General features: G+C 61.2%; 15 protein-coding genes and 2 pseudogenes. 10 read left to right on the forward strand and 7 right to left on the reverse strand.

Features of this window, described 5'->3' with window-relative positions; genetic code table 11:
- Nucleotides 1-64 precede the first annotated feature (64 nt).
- Entirely contained in the window at nucleotides 65-343 is a 279-nt protein-coding gene (locus tag ABR323_RS08475) for a hypothetical protein (RefSeq protein ID WP_010486993.1), read from the forward strand.
- Entirely contained in the window at nucleotides 310-1,101 is a 792-nt protein-coding gene (locus tag ABR323_RS08480; protein ID WP_439448963.1) for a zinc-dependent peptidase, read from the forward strand. Before ABR323_RS08475 ends, ABR323_RS08480 begins: the two co-directional genes overlap by 34 nt.
- 127 nt (nucleotides 1,102-1,228) lie before the next feature.
- Here the strand turns inward: ABR323_RS08480 and ABR323_RS08485 are convergent, their stop codons facing one another.
- The 4 genes from ABR323_RS08485 to dusA form a co-directional block, all read right to left on the reverse strand.
- Nucleotides 1,229-2,653 carry an ATP-binding protein gene (locus ABR323_RS08485; protein WP_135271988.1) on the reverse strand — a complete coding sequence of 475 codons (1,425 nt, stop codon included), beginning with the start codon at nucleotides 2,651-2,653 and terminating at the stop codon, nucleotides 1,229-1,231.
- A 25-nt stretch (nucleotides 2,654-2,678) separates the two neighbouring features.
- Nucleotides 2,679-3,362 (reverse strand): response regulator transcription factor, encoded by a 684-nt coding sequence (locus tag ABR323_RS08490; RefSeq protein WP_004136763.1) that lies wholly within the window; start codon nucleotides 3,360-3,362, stop codon nucleotides 2,679-2,681.
- Between the two features lie 73 nt (nucleotides 3,363-3,435).
- On the reverse strand, nucleotides 3,436-3,810 hold the full coding sequence (locus ABR323_RS08495; protein ID WP_032128191.1) for a hypothetical protein: 375 nt from the start codon (nucleotides 3,808-3,810) through the stop codon (nucleotides 3,436-3,438).
- A 212-nt stretch (nucleotides 3,811-4,022) separates the two neighbouring features.
- The gene (dusA, locus tag ABR323_RS08500) at nucleotides 4,023-5,018 is read right to left on the reverse strand and encodes a tRNA dihydrouridine(20/20a) synthase DusA (RefSeq protein WP_439448964.1); all 996 of its coding nucleotides are present in this window, start codon (nucleotides 5,016-5,018) and stop codon (nucleotides 4,023-4,025) included.
- Between the two features lie 125 nt (nucleotides 5,019-5,143).
- Between dusA and ABR323_RS08505 the strand changes: the two genes are divergently transcribed.
- The 3 genes from ABR323_RS08505 (at nucleotide 5,144) to ABR323_RS08515 (ending at nucleotide 7,648) form a co-directional block, all read left to right on the forward strand.
- Nucleotides 5,144-6,241 carry a site-specific integrase gene (locus ABR323_RS08505; protein ID WP_439448965.1) on the forward strand — a complete coding sequence of 366 codons (1,098 nt, stop codon included), beginning with the start codon at nucleotides 5,144-5,146 and terminating at the stop codon, nucleotides 6,239-6,241.
- Nucleotides 6,238-6,915, forward strand: a complete 678-nt coding sequence (locus tag ABR323_RS08510) for a DUF2971 domain-containing protein (protein WP_439448966.1) — start codon at nucleotides 6,238-6,240, stop codon at nucleotides 6,913-6,915. The genes ABR323_RS08505 and ABR323_RS08510 overlap by 4 nt, the downstream gene beginning before the upstream one ends.
- 67 nt (nucleotides 6,916-6,982) lie before the next feature.
- Complete coding sequence (locus tag ABR323_RS08515) at nucleotides 6,983-7,648, forward strand: SOS response-associated peptidase (RefSeq protein WP_439448967.1); 666 nt, start codon at nucleotides 6,983-6,985, stop codon at nucleotides 7,646-7,648.
- A gap of 18 nt (nucleotides 7,649-7,666) precedes the next feature.
- Here the strand turns inward: ABR323_RS08515 and ABR323_RS08520 are convergent, their stop codons facing one another.
- Nucleotides 7,667-8,011 carry a hypothetical protein gene (locus tag ABR323_RS08520; RefSeq protein WP_439448968.1) on the reverse strand — a complete coding sequence of 115 codons (345 nt, stop codon included), beginning with the start codon at nucleotides 8,009-8,011 and terminating at the stop codon, nucleotides 7,667-7,669.
- A gap of 753 nt (nucleotides 8,012-8,764) precedes the next feature.
- On the opposite strand from ABR323_RS08520, the gene ABR323_RS08525 reads away from it, so the two are divergent.
- The 4 genes and pseudogenes from ABR323_RS08525 to ABR323_RS08540 form a co-directional block, all read left to right on the forward strand.
- Entirely contained in the window at nucleotides 8,765-11,314 is a 2,550-nt protein-coding gene (locus ABR323_RS08525) for an SIR2 family NAD-dependent protein deacylase (protein WP_439448969.1), read from the forward strand.
- Between the two features lie 261 nt (nucleotides 11,315-11,575).
- A complete protein-coding gene (gpM, locus tag ABR323_RS08530) occupies nucleotides 11,576-12,283 on the forward strand; it encodes a phage terminase small subunit (RefSeq protein ID WP_439448970.1) in 708 nt (235 codons plus the stop codon).
- A 178-nt stretch (nucleotides 12,284-12,461) separates the two neighbouring features.
- Nucleotides 12,462-13,970 (forward strand): annotated as a pseudogene (locus tag ABR323_RS08535) (phage tail tape measure protein); the annotation flags it as partial.
- A pseudogene (locus tag ABR323_RS08540) lies at nucleotides 13,967-14,419 on the forward strand (phage late control D family protein); the annotation flags it as partial. The pseudogenes ABR323_RS08535 and ABR323_RS08540, both read left to right, overlap by 4 nt.
- Here the strand turns inward: ABR323_RS08540 and ABR323_RS08545 are convergent.
- Together ABR323_RS08545 and ABR323_RS08550 are read right to left on the reverse strand one after the other, a co-directional pair.
- Nucleotides 14,406-15,818 (reverse strand): PIN-like domain-containing protein, encoded by a 1,413-nt coding sequence (locus ABR323_RS08545; protein WP_439448971.1) that lies wholly within the window; start codon nucleotides 15,816-15,818, stop codon nucleotides 14,406-14,408. The pseudogene ABR323_RS08540 and the gene ABR323_RS08545 overlap by 14 nt on opposite strands.
- A 715-nt stretch (nucleotides 15,819-16,533) precedes the next feature.
- Nucleotides 16,534-16,896, reverse strand: coding sequence for a hypothetical protein (locus tag ABR323_RS08550; protein WP_439448972.1), 363 nt, complete (start codon nucleotides 16,894-16,896; stop codon nucleotides 16,534-16,536).
- Between the two features lie 408 nt (nucleotides 16,897-17,304).
- Between ABR323_RS08550 and ABR323_RS08555 the strand changes: the two genes are divergently transcribed.
- On the forward strand, nucleotides 17,305-17,709 hold the full coding sequence (locus ABR323_RS08555; RefSeq protein ID WP_439448973.1) for a lysozyme inhibitor LprI family protein: 405 nt from the start codon (nucleotides 17,305-17,307) through the stop codon (nucleotides 17,707-17,709).
- Nucleotides 17,710-17,712 lie beyond the last annotated feature (3 nt).

Consider the following 17,712-nt stretch of genomic DNA (forward strand, 5'->3'; position numbering starts at 1 on the left):
CCAACCGGGCGCCGGGTTCGGGCTAGAATCGGGAACTCACCCTCCCTTAACGTGGATGTCGTCAATGCGCCGTTATGCCCATTGCCTGATCCTGCTGACGATGCCCTTCGCGGCGTCTGCCACAGCAGCGCTGGACGACAGCCGTGGGGCATGCGTGTCCTCCAATGGCGATGCCGCCTCGCAGCGCGCACCCACCGCCAGCGCATCGGCCGCCAGCACCAAGGCCGCACCGGTACGCCCGGCGGCCAGCACCACCACCGGCGGCGGTGGCAGCGATGACGACATGCTGCCGCGCATCCGCGCGCCGAAGTGGCACAGCTACCTGCCGGGAATGTTCCGCTGATCAAGTCGTTGCTGCAGTGGCTGCGGCCTGCGCCGCGGCCGATCGACGATGCACTTTGGGAAGACGCCTGCCAACGCGCGGCGTGGCTGCACGGCCTGGATGACGGGCGTCGGGCGCGCCTGCGCCTGCTGGCCACGCGCTTCCTGCATGAGAAGACCATCACCTCGATTGGCGAGCTGCAGCTGCAGGCCGCCGATGGCGTGCTGCTGGCCGCGCTGTGCTGCCTGCCGCTGCTGGAGTTCGGCGAGGTGGGACTGGAAGGCTGGTCGCAGCTGATCGTCTACCCCGACGCGTTCCGCGTGCACCGCAGCCACATGGATGCGGCCGGCGTACTGCATGAGTGGGATGACGAACTGATTGGCGAATCGTGGGACAGCGGTCCGTTGATCCTGTCCTGGGCCGATGTACAGGCCGACCTGGCGGCGCCGCACGAGGGCTACTGCGTGGCGGTGCACGAGATGGTGCACAAGCTGGATGCGCTGGATGGCGCGATGGACGGCACGCCGCCGCTGCCGCGCGAATGGCAGCGCGCGTGGGCGGCCACGTTCCAGCAGGCTTACGATGCCTTCTGCGTGCAGGTGGATGCCGGCGAAGAGACGTTGATCGATCCGTATGCGGCTGAAGCGCCGGAAGAGTTCTTCGCGGTAGCCAGCGAGTATCACTTCTCGGCGCCGGATCTGCTGCAGCAGGCATTGCCGGAAGTGGCTGCGCAGCTGCGGCGGTTCTATGGCGAGCCGCCGAAGATCGAAATACGGTAGTGCCGGCCGCTGGCCGGCAACCTGGCAATGCCATCGAAGATCATGAGGTTGCCGGCCAGCGGCCGGCACTACCGGAACACCATGCGTTATTGCGCCAGGCGATGCCCGGCGAACGGGAGCGCGCGGCCTACGGCCCCGGCGGCAGGCGCACTTCGAAACGGGCGCCGCCCAGTTCTTCGGAGCGACCTACGGTCAGTTCACCGCGGTAATCCTTGATGAGGTCCTGCACGATCGACAGGCCGATGCCGTGGCCCTGTACGCGCTCGTCGCCACGCACGCCACGCTGCAGCACCTTGCCGATGTCGTCCGGGGCGATGCCCGGGCCATCGTCGTCCACCGCCAGCAGCAGGCCGGCGCGACGCGCGTTCGGTGCCGGCAGCGGCTGTGCGGTCAGCAGCACGCGGCGGTTGGCCCACTTGAAGGCATTTTCCAGCAGGTTGCCGAGCAGTTCCTGCAGGTCGCCCGGTTCGCCATGGAAGCGCGCCGCCGGGTCGATGTCGAATTCGCACAGCACGCCCTTGGACGCGTAGACCTTTTCCAGGCCACGCACGATTTCCTCGGCGTTGGATTCGATCGGCAGCGGCGCGGAGAACAGCTTGTGGCCCGACGACGCAGCACGTGCCAGCTGGTAGGAGACCAGGTTGTTCATGCGCTGCAGCTGCACGTCCAGCTCCTCGCGCAGCGCGCCATCGCCGGCGCCGCTGTCCATCTGCGTGCGCAGCACCGCAATGGGTGTCTTCAGGCTGTGCGCCAGATCGGCCAGGGTATTGCGCTGGCGCTCGAGGTTCTCGCGCTCACTTTCAATGAAGGCGTTGATGCTGTCGGTCAGCGGTTCCAGCTCGCGCGGGTGGCGCTCGCTCATGCGCGCAGTTTCGCCGCGCTGCACCTTGGTCAGCTCGGTGATCACGCGGCGCAGGGGCCGCAGACTCCACTGCAGGATTACGGTCTGCAACAGCAGCAGGATCAGGCCGATGCCGCCCAGATAGAACCAGACCCGGCCGCGGAACACGCGCAGCTGCGCGCCCAGCGCGCGCGAGTCTTCCATCACGTAGATGGTGTACGGAAATTCGGTAGCGGGGTCCGCATCGGCGTCCCACACCAGGCCCAAGCCATAGCGGTACACCGAGCCCTGGCTGCCGTCGATCTGGATCATCGGCAGCGGGCCCTCGAACACTTCCTGGCGCGGTGCCAGCAGGCCGCCGCCGACGGTGGGCAGCATCGGGCCTTCGGCAGACATGGAATTGCCCTTGCCGTGCGGCATCACCACCTGCAGGTACAGGCCACTGCCCGGCACATCGAAGCGCGAATCCGGCGGCTGCTCGCGGATGTACAGCGAGCGGTCGCGGGTGAAGTCGATGCCGGCCGCGTAGGCGGTGGCGTAGTTCTTCAGGCGCTCACGCAGGTTTGCCTTCGCCGTATCGGCGAAGGCGGCGTCGAGCGCGTAACCGGCCAGCGCCAGGAACGCGACCAGACCCACGGACGCGGCGAGCATCTGGCGCGCCTGCAGGGAGCGCGGCCGCCAGCGTCGGAAGAACCACAGACGGCCGGACATCGTGTTATCGCCAGGGTGAGCCGGCTCAGCCCTCGTTGCGCGGAATCGCGAAACGGTAGCCGCGGCCGCGCACGGTCTCGATCGGCTTCAGTTCGCCATCCGGGTCCAGCTTCTTGCGCAGGCGGCCGATGAAGACCTCCAGCACGTTCGAGTCGCGGTCGAAGTCCTGCTGGTAGATGTGCTCGGTGAGGTCGGCCTTGGAGACCAGTTCACCGGCGTGCATCATCAGGTACTCCAGCACCTTGTACTCGTAGCTGGTCAGGTCGACATTGCTGCCGGCCACGCTGACGGTCTGGGCAGCGAGGTCCAGGGCAACCGGACCGCATTCCAGCGTCGGCTTGCTCCAGCCAGCAGCGCGGCGCAGCAGCGCGTTGACGCGGGCCAGCAGCTCTTCGACGTGGAACGGCTTGACCAAGTAGTCGTCGGCGCCCTGCTTCAGGCCTTCGACCTTGTCCTGCCAGCTCGAACGCGCGGTCAGGATCAGCACCGGGAACTTCTTGCCTTCGTCACGCAGGGCCTTGATCAGCTCCATGCCCGACATCTTGGGCAGGCCGAGGTCGATGATGCCGACATCGAACGGAACTTCGCGCCCCATGTAGAGGCCTTCCTCGCCGTCCTGCGCAGCATCGACGGCAAAGCCTTCGCGCTTGAGCCGGGCTGCCAGGGTCTCACGCAGCGGGGCTTCGTCTTCGACCAGAAGGATACGCATGAACTCTCCCTAGTGTCCTGGGTGTGGCCCGGAGGCCTGTGGGGTACGGGTTGATAGCGACAACTATCCCTGTTCAGGGGTTATCGCCGCGTAGTGATGACATATCCGACCGCGGCGTGCGCGGCTGTGAACGCGACGGGGCGGGGTCGTCCATGTAGCGGACCCGGCCCCGATCGTCCATGTACTTCACCCGGTTGATATCACGACCATCGAACGGCACGCGCTCGGCGCCGAGGATGTGACCGCCGGTGGTGCGCTGCACGCGGCGCACGGCATCGGACAGCGAACGCTCGTCGCCGCGGCCACCCCGCTCGCCCCGCTCCATCATCTCCGCCCGCCCCTGGTCGCCGCGCGGCGGCTGTTGGGCCAGCGCCGAAGACAGCGGCACAGCCGACAGGACCACGCAGGTGGCCAGGGCAATGCGGCGATGGAAGGGAGCGGAAGACATCAGTGCGATCCTAGCCGAGCACGGCGATTCGTTCAAAAGTCGTAAATCCGGCGCCGGGTTCGAAACCCAGCGTTTTACAAATCTTTTGCAAATTCTTGGTTTACAGCGGTGAATCCGGTCTGAACTTTTCCGGCTCCAACTCCAAGTTGTTCAGCTAAGTGAACATTCGGGCCGAATCGCCGCGCCTTGTCAAGTCAGGAATGTGACTTCGGTCACACTACGGCGCGATCAGATGCGCGTTCGGTGACCGCGAGCGCCTGTTCGATCAAGCGCCAATCGGCGCCCGGGCGGTGTGCGCCCTCGCTCAGCACCTGCCGGAACGCGCGGCCACCGGGCTGGCCGTGGAACAGGCCGAGCAGGTGGCGGGTGATGTGCTTCAGCGCCAGGCCTTCGACCAGCCGCGCCTCGATATAGGGGCGCATCGCGCGCAGCAGGGCGCCACGGGCCTGCAGCGGGGCGCCGGTATGCAGCGCCTCCAGCTGATGCAGCAGATAGGGGTCGTGGTACGCCGCGCGGCCCAGCATCACGCCATCGACGTGCGCGGCCTGCGCCTGCACCGCCTCGATGCTGGCCAGGCCACCGTTGATCACCACCGGCAGTGCCGGGCGCTCCTGCTTCAGGCGGTAGGCCCAGTCGTACTTCAGCGGCGGAACCTCGCGGTTCTCCTTCGGCGACAAGCCTTTCAGCCACGCGTTGCGCGCATGCACCACCACCATCGCCGCACCGGCAGCAACCTGGCGGTCAACGAAGCCGGCAAACACGTCGTAGTCGTTGTCCTCGTCCACGCCCAGGCGACACTTCACCGTCACCGGGATATCAACCGCGTCGACCATGGCCGCCACGCACTCGGCCACCAGCAGCGGCTCGCGCATCAGGCAGGCGCCAAAACGCCCGGCCTGCACGCGGTCGGACGGGCAACCGCAGTTGAGGTTGACCTCGTCATAGCCCCACTCGGCAGCGATACGTGCGGCCTGCGCCAGCAGCGCCGGATCACTGCCACCCAGCTGCAGCGCCAGCGGCTGTTCGCTGCGGTCGAAGCCAAGCAGCCGCTCGCGGTCGCCGTGGATGACGGCGTTGGCGTGCACCATTTCCGTGTACAGGCGCGCGCCTGGCGCCAGCACGCGATGGAACACGCGGCAGTGGCGGTCGGTCCAGTCCATCATCGGGGCAACGGACAGGCGAATTTCCTCAGTTTTCAATATTTTCATACACTTACCATTGTCGATTGGTACACAGAAGCGCCCGATTCTTCCTAGTTTTTCCCGCTGATTCCCATTCATCTGTACCATCCGCGTACCAACAGGAACGTGGTACACCGGGAGCTGGTACACCGATGGCAACGCTACAACCGCGCAACGGCCGCTGGCGCGCCATTGTGCGTCGAAAGGGTCATCCGACGCAGAGCAAGACCTTCCCCACCAAGACTGCCGCGAAGACCTGGGGCGACCGCATCGAGCGCGAGCTCGCAGATTACGAGGCCAGAGGCGGCACTCCCGGAGAGAACCTGACCATCGAGCAGCTGATCAGCTGGCGGATCGAGGATCTGGCCTCGGTGAAAGCTGCGGGCGCGACCCAGACCGGTAACCTGACCCGACTCCGTGAAGGGCTGGGCACCATCGTGGCCAGGCACCTGACGGCCAACGATGTGATCGAGCACGCCCGCCGGCGCGTTCAAGGCGATCACATGAACGCCAAGGGGCACATTATCCCCTGTTGTTCGGCCGCAACCATGAACGTCGAGCTGGGATTCCTGTCCGAGCTGCTGAAGCTGGCTGGTCCAATGAAGGGCGTGAAGCTGGCAAGCGACCCGGTGGCCGAAGCCCGCCCCGTTCTGCGACTGTTGAAGTTGGTCGGGAAGTCCAAGCAGCGTGACCGCCGCCCGACGACCGGGGAGCTACAGCGGCTGCACGCCCACTTCGCAGCCGCAGAATGGCGGGCCACTATTCCCATGAGCGATATCGTCACCTTCGCCATCCTCACGGCGAAGCGTGAAAGCGAAATCACGCGGCTGCAGTGGTCGGACCTCGACGCCACTAACCGCACCGCTATGCTGAGGGATGCGAAGCACCCCCGAGCCAAGGTCGGTAACCACCGCATATTCCCCTTACTTGGCGAGTCCTGGGACCTGGTGCAGCGCCAGCCGCGGATCGCTGGGGAGGACCGGATCTTCCCCTTCAACTCGAAATCTGTCGGGACAGCGTTTACTCGCGCCTGCAGCAAGCTCGGAGTATTGGATCTGTGCTTCCACGATCTGCGGCACGAAGCCAAATCGCGGCTGTTCGAACAGGGCTACGATATTCCCGAAGTCGCTGCGGTTACTCTCCATAGGTCATGGAACGAGCTAAAGCGATACACACAACTGCGTCCTGAGTCGCTGCACCGCGTCCCAACTAGGCCGGATCACACGGAAGTCGAGAGCGAGGAACAATGAAACTGTACAAGTTCAAGGGTGGCGGGGACGCGCTCTACACGCTCGATATTGCAATGAACGAGCGGCTCTACTGCGCGAAGTATCGTGACCTCAATGACCCTTTTGAAGGGCAGTTTCAAACGCTAATCAATCGCAACTTCTTACTTGGAGGCCTAACGATGGGAAAGGCCACTTTCAATGTGACCATCCCGATGCCGGTGTACGCAGCAATTGAGGAGATGGACGTACTGGCGGAGAAGCCGAGCCGCGTCTGCAGCCTGACCACTGCATGGCAGGACGTGCGAATGTGGGCACTCTATGGCGACAGCTCTCGCGGTGTCGCGTTTGAATTTGAGGTTGATGAGGCACACGCAGGCCTCCACCGTGTCGAGTACCTCGAAGCGCTACCCGAGATCGCCACCGGGTTGCTCTCAGATCCCACGGTGGAAGAGATACTCGGCAGAAAAACCAAGCATTGGGAGTACGAGCAGGAATGGCGCTTTATTAGCGCCGACGAATACGTGAAGGCAAACGGTATGCTCACGCGCGTTCTTATCGGTAGCCGCGCATCGGAAGCCCTGACGGCAGCGCTGGTAAGCCTTACCCCTCCCCATGCCGACGTGCACATGGTCGAGTTGGATCATGCCGGTGTCAGGATGCGGCTAGGTAGGCAGCTCCGGCCGGCAATGAAATGAACGCAGAGCCGACTGGCTAGTCTTCCGTATACGCTCCGCCCACATTGATGAGCGATAGTCTGGCCGCATGTGTGGTCGCTTCGTCCAACGTCCCGTACTCGACTTCGGCCTGCCGTCGCTGGTCGACCTCGCGCCGGCGCTGACCGAGATCCCACCCAGCTACAACGTGGCGCCCACACAACAGGCGTCGGTCATCCTCGATCGGGGAACAGGCCGGCAGGTGTCCCTGCTCGCGTGGGGCCTGTTGCCGTTTTGGGCCAAGGCCAAAAACCTGCAGGCTTCCACCATCAATCCCCGCATTGAGACGGTGGCCACCAAGAACAGCTTCAGGGCCGCGTTCAAGAAGCGCAGATGCTTGGTCCCGATGGCCGGCTACTACGAGTGGTCGACCAGCGACGTGGACGGGAAGAAAGACCCATGGTTCATCCACGCCGACGGTCCCCTATGGGCTACAGGACTGCGGGAGGACGCAAGCCCTTTGCTGGCCGACGACAACCTGGGCACCTTCACCATCATCACCGGCGGCTGTAGCCGTGTGTCGGCCGATATCCACGACCGGATGCCTGTCTGGATCGACCCTGGCCAGCTCGATGCGTGGCTCACCGCTGAGCCGCAGGACGCGATGGCCATGCTCTTGGCGTCCGATGTGCCCGGGATGGAGGCGTATCGCGTCAGCCGAGCCGTGAACACCCCGCGCAACAACACCGAGCAGCTGCTGCAGCCGGTCGGCTGAGCGACTGCCGGCAAGCGCTTACCCCTCCCAGCCGAACGGTGGCTTGAGGTGCAGCCCGGCCAACCGGTTCGCACGTACCGCCTCCCGGTATGCACTGATCTTGGCCACATCCTCGCGCAACCGCGCCTCGTGCCTGGTCACCCATATCTCGGCGCCGGCGCGGCCCTGCTCGTAGCTGGTACACCAGGGGAACGGCCCGCCGGGGCCATGCCGGTGTCGGTCAAGACTGGCGATCCAGATCCCGTCGCCCACCCGTTGCGCCATCGAAACCACCCACACGCCGCTGCAAGCGATGACTGTGGGGGCATCGTTGGGGAGGCTGGCAGAGCGCGTCGTCCAGTAGAAGTCGGGGGGCAGCGGCATGACGGGCAGGATACGGCCGGGCGTCGCAAACGCTGCGACAAGGGAGCGGGCTGCAGGCGTGAGCGTGTGCGGCGGCGGGGATGCTGATGGCCCCCTTACACGCGATTGAATGCAAATTTTGAGGTGACCACGGGAAAGAGGCAATAAAGGTAACCACCCCGGAAGACCACTCAAATTCAACAATAGAATCAATGCTTTATATGAAATATATAAAGGTAACAATAGGGCAACCTGTGAGTAACCCCATTACCTTTTCCAGAGGCAACATCAGCGATCAAAAATCTCCTTTTAAATTAATGACATTACTTTGTCGGCGCCAGGAAATTACCTCAGACCACCCCAAAAGGTAACCTTCCTTTTCTCTCTCCTATCAAGCACTCACCTGTCGTTTGGCGCCGCGCGTTACCTGGTTACCTCCTTCCCGTGGTCACCTGAAAAATCGGCGACGGCCGAAGGTAGCCAGAGGAGGCACCGGGCGCCCCGCAAACACCCCCTGTCGCGCAGGGAACCGCAGGGCCAGCCAGTGCCTAGGAATCCCGGAGAACGCCATACAGGGCCGAGGCTGGGCCGTTCCGCAGGGAATGCAGAAAAAGCACCCTATGAAGTGCGCAGGCGTGGCGGGGAGACGAGTGCCGAACCACCAGCAGATAGACATTGGGAACCACCGCAGTCCAGCATCGACCACCGCCCTGCCGCGAACGTTCTTTCGCTGATGTTAAGATCGCGCGAACAAGCCGGCCTACTGGAAGGAAGATGAGCAAGGAAGTAGTGGGCGCGCTCGAGCGCTTCTTCGCGAATGCAGCACACCCCGTGCTTTTTGCAGGGGCAGGTGTGTCGGTTCAAGCTGGCCTGCCAATTTGGTCGAGTCTTTTACGGAAGATGGTTGAACCCGTCAGGCTGACGGACCCCGCCTTCCACAACTTGGTATCAGACGCAATTGCGCAAAACCAACTGACCTCTGCCGCTGGATACATTCAGGCATACCACCGTATGACTGCCAACGACCGAGCCGCTTCCATCCGAGCGTCTCTGAAAGGCGGCCTTGCTAAAGAACTGGTACCTCTGATTCGGCTTCCATTTCGGTCGTGCTTGACGACAAATTTTGACAGAGTGCTACACGACGCGTACGCGATCGCTCATCAGGCCGCCGCTGTTGAATACAGGTATGGGGATTCTGGCCTGCCCAACGCTGTCTGGTCTGAGGACTTCCACATAACGCGCATACACGGCGGAATGGAGGTTTATGAATCCATCGTCCTTAGTGAAAACGACTTCAGGCGTCTTCTTGATGACCCCCATTACTGGGATTTATTAAGCGTCAACTTCACCCAGCGAAATGTACTTTTCATAGGATTTTCGTTCTACGACCCAGCAATTCGCCATATCATGACCGAGCTAGAGCGGCGCTTCGGTGCGTCCAGCCCAGGCAGGCACATGGCCCTCGTCCCCGACGACATAAACTCTGAGTTCCTCGCCAAGGCGAGCGCTTTGAACATTGAGGTAATTGCGTACTCACCGAGCGGGTACCACGCCGATCTTTGGAGTTCGATAGCAGAGTTCCAACCAGCAACAAAGTCGATCAAGGCTTCGAACGCGCCATTAGAGCTAACAAAAAAGTATTTGGCCGCATGCTTCACTCGACTCAAAGCCAAGAGTTCTAACAGCGCACTGAAGGACGCCTTGGGGGAAGGAATTGTCTCTTATCTTCTGCAGGACAGCTATCCGAAACCGTTAGCGATAGGCAAAATAAGAGAGCGACTTACAGATGCACTAGGAATTAAGCAAGGTGCGGCGGAGATAGTTGATCTTGCCCTCAATTCCTTGGTCGCCGACGATCTCTGCAAAAGAGTTCCCATCGAGGGCGGGCGAGGCAAGGGATATGTCTGGTCTACTCCGGCAAAGAGCAACGACACACTCGCCACTGCAATTGGTCGACTCTCCGAGTCAGTGGTAGACCGAGCGATGGTGACAGAAGCCTGGACAATCCCTGCCTCAATCCAAGAGAAGCTGCCGGAGCTCTTTGAGCACATCGTCCGCTCCAGAGGATGGGACCTAGGTGCGGCGTTCGCCGAAAAAATTCCACCAGAGCCTATCTCGATATCCACACTGATCGAAGAATTCGACATCTGCCCGAATGCACTCGATCGAGAGCGTCTTGAGAGAGTTCTTACCATCATGTTCCAACGACCCGCCGCTGACGAGTCTAAGCTATTGATGGAACTTGGAATGGTGAGTTTTGGCCTTGAAATGGCCTTTAACCTACCAAACACTACTCTCCTTCAAAGCGCAACACTTCCACGCACCATTTACTTCGACGCGAGCGTAATCCTTCCTGCGTGCGTCTATGGCCACCCACTGCACGTCACATACAACGACACCATCCGCAGATTGAAATCCGCCGCCCATGAAGGCGCCTATTCGATCTCACTAAAGATCTGCAAGGGTTATCTAAACGAGATAATTAGCCATAAACGTCAAGCATCCGATTTCTATGACCGTCTCGGCGAGGATGCACGTGGCGCCGCAATGAACGCGGCAATGTTTCACGGCCCCGCCAATTCGAACGTGTACATAGCTGGATTCGCTCACCACCTTGAATCGCACCCAGACTGCACTCTGGACCAATATTTCGACGAATTTGCAAACTATAAAACCGAGAGCGACCTGTTCCGGTGGCTTTCAGCCAAAGGCTTCGAAATTTGCGACCCTCCGAGGAGGGACACCCTGTGGAATGACATTAGCCTCTATCTTCAGAAAGCCTATTCAAGCGACCTTGCTCGCGGAAAGACCGCAATCCTAATTGAGCATGACGTCCATCAAATTCGAATTCTAGAGGACGATGTTGAGCGCGGTCACCGTTCAGTCTTTGTCTCTGCGGACAAGCAACTGATCAGGCACGTTAGAAGTCGATCACCTGCCCTGGCCGATCATATGATGAGTAGCGCATCAATAGTCCAATTCATCATTTTGATGCTCGGAGGGATCCCCGCTAGTGCCGGAATCACTGAACTTCTGTGGAGTTCGCGCCTGTCGGACCGAACTACACAAATTCGTTCGCACCTGACCGCATCGGCACTTCGACAGTACAACAGCATGCTCACAAGGAGCATGCCAGAGGTTATGGATGAGGCTGCTGACGCGATAACGCAGGAGATGAACAGAAGAGCACTCGACCTCGATGCACCAGATCCAGCCAAGAAAGCTGAAGCGTTCCGCGTTTTCGGAAATCTGTCGGAAGAGTATTACTTCAAAAAGATGCGCCAGGAGATTGAAAAGCTCGACCGGAGTCTGGACGAACGCTAGCTAGGTGCGGGCCAAGCTTATGTCGGCCCATAGCACTGCCTTGGCCAGCAAGCGAACACCTGCCCCACCCGCGGGCTACGGCCTACGGGCGGTCAGGACGTGGTCTACCAGCTCGAAAGGGTTGAAGCGGATCACATCATCGCCCAGCCATTCGTTGAGCGCGGTCAGCCGCGTCTGCAGTGGTGATAGCTCCATCGCAGTCCACACGGTCGCCGCCTCGCGGATGGAGCCGAACCCGCCGCTGTTCTGCGGCACGAGGCCATGGCCGACAGTCCCGCGAAGCGGCACCTGCAGCGCGTGGAGACCGAAGAAGCGGCCAAGCGCACGGCAGGCGGCAATCTGATGGAGGGCACGCCGATCTATCAGCAGACCCTGCTGCAGCTGGGCACCTACCGCGCTCGACTGAAACAGATCCAGTTGAGCAAGGCCAAGGGCCAACTTAAGGCCGCGCTGCTGCCGACCTACGATGCGTACATCGAGGGTGTCCTCGCCGCCGATGCGGGTGGCCAAGATGACGTGGTGTCCACGCTGATGCTGTGGAACATCGACGCAGGCTTGTACGAAGCGGCGCTGGACATTGCCGCCTACGTGCTGGCGCATGGCCTGACGATGCCCGACCGATTCGAGCGCACCGCCGGCTGCGTCGTTGCTGAGGAAATCGGCATCGCCGCGCTCAACGCGTTGAAGACGGGTGCGGCGTTCGACCTGGGCGTGCTGAATCGGGCTGTCGTAGTGACCAAAGGCCACGACATGCCCGATCAGGTCCGCGCCCGGCTGCTGCTGGCCCGCGCTCGCTGCCTGCTGCCCCCCGGCAGCGAAGAGACACCGCCGAACGCAGAGGACGTTGGTCAGGCGGTCGAGGATCTGCGCGAAGCCATCCGACTGCATGACAGCTGCGGCGGCAAGGAAGACCTCAAGCGCGCCGAGCGCCTGATGAAGAAGTTAGAGGCCAGCCAGTCCAAAGGCTGACTTCACACCGAGCGTACCCCGCAACCCCGCCGGTTCGGGGCCGATCACCAAGACATCTCTCCCTTGGTGTGACGCCCCGACCACCGGCGACCTACGAGGCCACCATGAGCAGCTTTGTTGCCAACGAATCGCCCGCCGCCAAGCAATCCAACTTCACTGCCGGCACGTTCTGGCCGGAAAGGCCATGAGCTTCGAGTCGGCCATGGCCGATGTGAAAAAGGTGGTGGACTTCGACACGCCGGACGGCTTCGTGAAGATGGGTAGGGACGTCGAGGAGCTATCGCGGCGCCTCCCGATGCTGCCTGTCGAGATTTCCAAGATCGTCGCGGCCGCCGGCCAGGCCGGCATTGCCAGCAACGAGCTGGTGCGGTTCGGCGAAGACGCAGCGAAGATGGCCGTGGCCTTCGACACCACCGCAGAAGATGCCGGCCAGACGATGGCCACGTGGCGGACTGCATTCCGCATGGGTCAGGACGACGTGGTCGTGCTGGCCGACAAGATCAACTACCTGGGCAATACCGGCCCGGCCAGCGTCCAAAAGATCAGCGAGGTGGTGAACCGCATCGGTGCGCTGGGCGAGGTGGCCGGCCTCGGAAGCGGCCCGCTGGCCGCGCTGGGCGCCACCGTCGCCGGCATGGGCATCGAATCGGAAGTGTCGGCCACCGGCATCAAGAACATGCTGCTTACGCTGTCCTCGGGCGATGCGGCCACGAAGCGACAGGTGGAATCGTTCAAGAAGCTGGGCCTCAGCACCAGTGACCTGGCGCAGGCCATGCAGAAGGATGCCGACGGCGCCATCCTCGACGTTCTGGAGAAGCTCAAGAAGCTGCCCAAGGCCGAGCAGGCAGCGACGATGACGCAGCTGTTTGGCCGTGAGTCGATCGGTGCGATCGCACCACTGCTGACTAACCTCGATCTGTTGAAAGAGAACTTCGGCAAGGTCGCCGACGAACAGAAGTACGGCGGTTCGATGAACGCCGAGTATGCCGCGCGCGTGGGTACGGCAGAGAACGGCCTGCTGCTCAGAAACAGCGCCACGGTACTTTCCCAGCGGCTGGGCAAGACCCTGCTGCCGACGGTCAAGGAACTGGCCGCGCGTGTGGCCAAGGTCGCCGACCGCATGGCCGATTGGACATCGAAGAACCCGCAGCTGGTGGCCACCATCGCCAAGCTGGCCATCGGCGGTACCGCCCTGGCTACCGCGCTAGGCGGCTTGCTGGTTGCTGGCGGCGTGGGTGCCATGGCGCTGGCGCAGATCCACAAAGGTGTGATGCTGCTCAGCGGTGGCGGGGGCATCGGCCGACTGGTTGGCCAGGTGCTGTCGCTGGGCGGCCGGGCCTTCCCCATGCTGCTCAATGTCGGCCGCATGCTGCTACCGATGCTCGGCGGTATCAGCCTGCCGGTGCTGGCCATTGGCGCCGCTGTGGCGGTGGTCGCCGCGCTGGTGTGGAAATACTGGGAGCCGATCAAGGCGTTCATAATCGGCGTGTGGCAGGGCGTGGTGGACGTGGTCAACCCGATCATGGCCGAGCTGATGACCGCGCTGGAACCGCTGGGGCCGGTGTGGGCGCAGGTGTCAGATGCCATGGGCAGAGCCTGGGCGTGGGTGCAGAAGCTGTTCACCCCCTTCAAGGCCACCAGCGAGCAGCTGCAGGGCGCCACCACTGCCGGCCGCGGCTTCGGTCAGGCACCACAGCCAGCGGCCAGCCGCTGCCTGGCGTGCAGATCACGCGGGCATCGGGTGACCAGCACCGCTACAGCGTCGCCGACCGTGAGAAGTTCACCGGCGTTCGTGCCTACTGGGGTGATCGCAAGGCAGCGCGCCGCACGGGCGTGCTGGTGGGCACGTCCGACAACGAGAAGAAGCTGCAGGCGACGTATGCCACCGCAGACGAAGCAAGGCAGCACGCCGAGGCCGAGTTCAAGCGACTGGACCGAGGCACCGCGCAGCTGAGCTATCGGCTCGCCGTTGGACGCGCCGATATCTACCCGGAGCAGACGGTAAACGTCAGCGGCTTCAAGGCAGAAATTGATGGCACTGACTGGCTGGTGGCCAAGGCCACCCATACCATCAATGGCGGTGGTGGCTTTTCCACGGCACTGGAATTGGAACGCTCCTTACCTAAACCAGATTGAATCGCATGGCAGCGCCACTCTTCGAATCTGAGCCACCAATCCACACTCTCACGTTCACTACGGTTGAATCGAACTCACGTACTACTGATCTCACATGATCCCCAAAGTGCGTTGAAGCTGGGGCCGATGATGTGCTCCCGCCCCGCGTCAGAAAATAGATATCGACACCCCCCGATAGGTCATAGGGGGCAAGCTGGGAAAGCAACGGGCCAATTGAACCTCGTTCATCCATTACGAATGATGTTAGCGTCAACACGAGAGCTGCTGCGGGTTGGCCCTCGTCGTCGAACGAAATGCCCACACCTCCTTCTGCTCCAGCATCGAGTGGAACCTTACTTACATGACGCAAGATTTCTGCTACGTCAGCGCTCGTGTTCGACAGCATCTTCGCTGTCGTTTTGCCGGTCCGGTAACCGACTTTTTCTAATGATCGCTTCAGCGTTTCAAACTCCTTTCGAACTGATACTCTGTATTCTTTCCTCAGTTCCTCCTCTGCCTTCTGGGCATCTTCGATTGTGGACTGTTGCACCTTCGCCTGCAGATGTTGTCTTGCGGAGTCTGCAAACTGGGCGAATGTGTGCATTTCGAAATTTTTGACATTTGCCACTCGTGACATCTCCATCACTAGCTCCGGCTGCGGCCGCTTACCAGAGATGGACTTTGTTTCCAGCCACCAGTCTTCTTTCACGTCAGAAGTGACAAAGATGACGGCTCGCACATTCTCGTCCATGCAGCGTTTCAAGAGCTGAGACCAGACCATGTAGTCGCCGTACTGTCGATCGTAGATTAGGCCATCCATTAACCGCTTCTCGCCGGCCTTTTTTTCATCCCTGAAGCCTGGACCAATTCCATTGGCAAACCTCTTGGCAGCTTCCTCTTCGTCTGCATTCAGTGCTTCTTGATTTGCAGGTCGCTCACCAACTCGGCCAGTCAACAATTCCTCGATAAAGTCACGAATGGTGTCCTTCTGATTGGGCGCAATGTAATGCGTCCCCTCAACTTTCGCAGCTTCAAACAGCCTATTTACGTTCTTCTCAATCTCAGCGAGTTGCTTGCTAACCTCCGCCCAGCATTCGCGCCGCTCATTCGCCTCGGCCTTCACAACCGCCTTGAATTGCTGGAATGCGCTTCGAAAGTCCTTCTCCAACTTGGTGGCATTCTGGTGCTCTTCCCTTAGAACGTCCAGACGATTCGCGTGATACTCAACGAGCACATGATAGGGAACCCATAGACGTTCCTTTACTGATCGCAGTAGGTCGATCATCTCCCCCCTCGACTTCGACGGCATTCTGTACAACCCCAGCAGGACGTTGGTGTCCAAGGAGATCAATGCTGTCTTCCATAGTCTGGAGACATTCTCCGGCTTGGGATCGAAGTAGCCTATGAACTGTTCTCTCATCTCAATTCTCCAATTCCCTCAATTACCGAAAGTTCGGTTCTTCCTTGCGTAGAGCTTAGCTTTCTCTCCCGCAACAATTCATCGCCCCTGCACTCTTGGGGCACCGAGAGCCATGCAGATCCCAAAGAGCACTAATGACACTGCGGCATCCATCGCTAGCGCAGGTTCCGCATGCCCAAGAACTACGTACAGGTGCCAAGCGATGAGGAGTCGCGATGCTAAGCGTCCAGAGCTGAAGGGCGACTTCGAAATTCTTTGGCATGCGCGTTCAGTCGAGCTGCCGCTGGCGAGAGTCAGCGTGACGTCTCCTGTGAATACCTGACCGATCACAGCCCCTTCAAACACGGTCTGCAGCCAGTCGTGTCATCCGCACCTGCCGCCGGCAGCAATGTGGTGCAGCTGGGGCTGCGGTTGGCAGGTGGTGACGTATGACGCCACACGGGTTCGGCACATTCTGGCTGCTCTATGGCCAATTCGGGGCAACGATGACCATCGAGCAACTACGGATGACCTACTTCCCAACCGCGAAGATCAAAACGATGGCCAACAAGCACACAGCCGGCTTGCTGCCGCCACGGGTAGGCGACGTGTACGACACGCGAGACGTCGCCAGCTGGTGGGATGACCAGCGAAAAGCACATGCTGCATAAACAGCCAGAGAGGGCCACCCTAGATGGCCCTCTCTAGTACTGTCAAACTGGACGCTGGCGCTTAATCACAGTTCCTCGTTCGGATAGCGAGGTTCCGGGGGCGGCGGCGTTTCGAACGTGATCTTGCCATCGGAATACTCCCCGCCAATAACGCGCGGATCGTCATCATTTACATCCATGTCATCGCAGCCGTAGTAGATGGAATAACTAACGGTGTAATTGACCGTGATGTCTCCTGCGACAACGTCAATATCCTCGATCTCGTCTCCCGCATGGGCGGCGCGCGAATCGATGTAGTCGGTTTCAAGATCCAGTGCGTGCGACCATTTTTCCTTGTTCGCAAGCAACCATTCCTCGATCTCCCTGTCTCGCTCGGCATCGTCCGTGCATACCAGATCTGGTACTTCAACAACCGTAATCCTGTTCACTACTTTCCTCTCTTCCTTGGGGTGAACTCACGTCCACGAATTTTCCTGAGCACCAATGTTGTACCAACCACCGCGAAGGCCTTGTCCTGATTGGCTGTCGCTCCGATCCATCATCGGGGCAACGGACAGGCGCAGGGAATCGGCGTAACGGGCGGTGGCGGACGTCATCGGGACATTGATCGTGGAGACTGGCATTGCCAGTGAGATCAATAGTTTACACCGGGTGGCTGAATGGCGGCGGGTGGCGCCCGGAGACCCCTGCGGCACACCGGCCCGGGGCCCGTCCGCAATGACGAGCAACCGGTCACAGTTGTCGCGATTTGTTGACGACGACGAAATATTGGCGCCGCTATAGTCCAAGGCTCGCAATGGATTGGACGAGTGGAGCAGATGATGCAGCACAAGCGTATGAGCAGGACCCTCGCCGCCGCGCTGGCGGTTGCCGCCCTGGCCATCGGCACGGCAACCGCAGCACCGGCTGCCAGCGGTCTGAGCGCGGCGTTCACCGCCTGCAAGGACAACGCGCAGGGCGCGATCGAGCAGGCCGCCTGCCTGACCTCGGAGAGCGCCCGCCAGGACCAGCGCCTGAACCAGGCGTACAAGCAGTTGCAGGCCAGACTGAACGGCGCGAAGAAGACCAAGCTGGTCAATGCCCAGCGCGCTTGGCTGCAGTCGCGCAGCCGCGACGGCGAACTGGATACCGCGCTCTATGACGATTCGCAGCCGGGCAACCTGCAGGGCGAAATGAACGACGTGATGCGCCTGAGCGCGCGTGCCGACCAGCTGCAGAAGTATCTCCAGCTGCTGGACTGACCC

The organism is Stenotrophomonas sp. ATs4 (assembly GCF_051861585.1).
In the GTDB taxonomy this organism is placed as follows: domain Bacteria; phylum Pseudomonadota; class Gammaproteobacteria; order Xanthomonadales; family Xanthomonadaceae; genus Stenotrophomonas; species Stenotrophomonas maltophilia_AS.

What these genes read in the sequence shown, in the direction of transcription:
- ABR323_RS08475 (WP_010486993.1), top strand. Translation starts at nt 65, where the DNA reads ATGCGCCGTTATGCCCATTGCCTGATCCTGCTGACGATGCCCTTCGCG.
- ABR323_RS08485 (WP_135271988.1), bottom strand. Translation starts at nt 2,653, where the DNA reads ATGTCCGGCCGTCTGTGGTTCTTCCGACGCTGGCGGCCGCGCTCCCTG.
- ABR323_RS08490 (WP_004136763.1), bottom strand. Translation starts at nt 3,362, where the DNA reads ATGCGTATCCTTCTGGTCGAAGACGAAGCCCCGCTGCGTGAGACCCTG.
- ABR323_RS08495 (WP_032128191.1), bottom strand. Translation starts at nt 3,810, where the DNA reads ATGTCTTCCGCTCCCTTCCATCGCCGCATTGCCCTGGCCACCTGCGTG.
- dusA (WP_439448964.1), bottom strand. Translation starts at nt 5,018, where the DNA reads ATGAAAATATTGAAAACTGAGGAAATTCGCCTGTCCGTTGCCCCGATG.
- ABR323_RS08505 (WP_439448965.1), top strand. Translation starts at nt 5,144, where the DNA reads ATGGCAACGCTACAACCGCGCAACGGCCGCTGGCGCGCCATTGTGCGT.
- ABR323_RS08510 (WP_439448966.1), top strand. Translation starts at nt 6,238, where the DNA reads ATGAAACTGTACAAGTTCAAGGGTGGCGGGGACGCGCTCTACACGCTC.
- ABR323_RS08515 (WP_439448967.1), top strand. Translation starts at nt 6,983, where the DNA reads ATGTGTGGTCGCTTCGTCCAACGTCCCGTACTCGACTTCGGCCTGCCG.
- ABR323_RS08520 (WP_439448968.1), bottom strand. Translation starts at nt 8,011, where the DNA reads ATGCCGCTGCCCCCCGACTTCTACTGGACGACGCGCTCTGCCAGCCTC.
- ABR323_RS08525 (WP_439448969.1), top strand. Translation starts at nt 8,765, where the DNA reads ATGAGCAAGGAAGTAGTGGGCGCGCTCGAGCGCTTCTTCGCGAATGCA.
- gpM (WP_439448970.1), top strand. Translation starts at nt 11,576, where the DNA reads ATGGCCGACAGTCCCGCGAAGCGGCACCTGCAGCGCGTGGAGACCGAA.
- ABR323_RS08545 (WP_439448971.1), bottom strand. Translation starts at nt 15,818, where the DNA reads ATGAGAGAACAGTTCATAGGCTACTTCGATCCCAAGCCGGAGAATGTC.
- ABR323_RS08555 (WP_439448973.1), top strand. Translation starts at nt 17,305, where the DNA reads ATGAGCAGGACCCTCGCCGCCGCGCTGGCGGTTGCCGCCCTGGCCATC.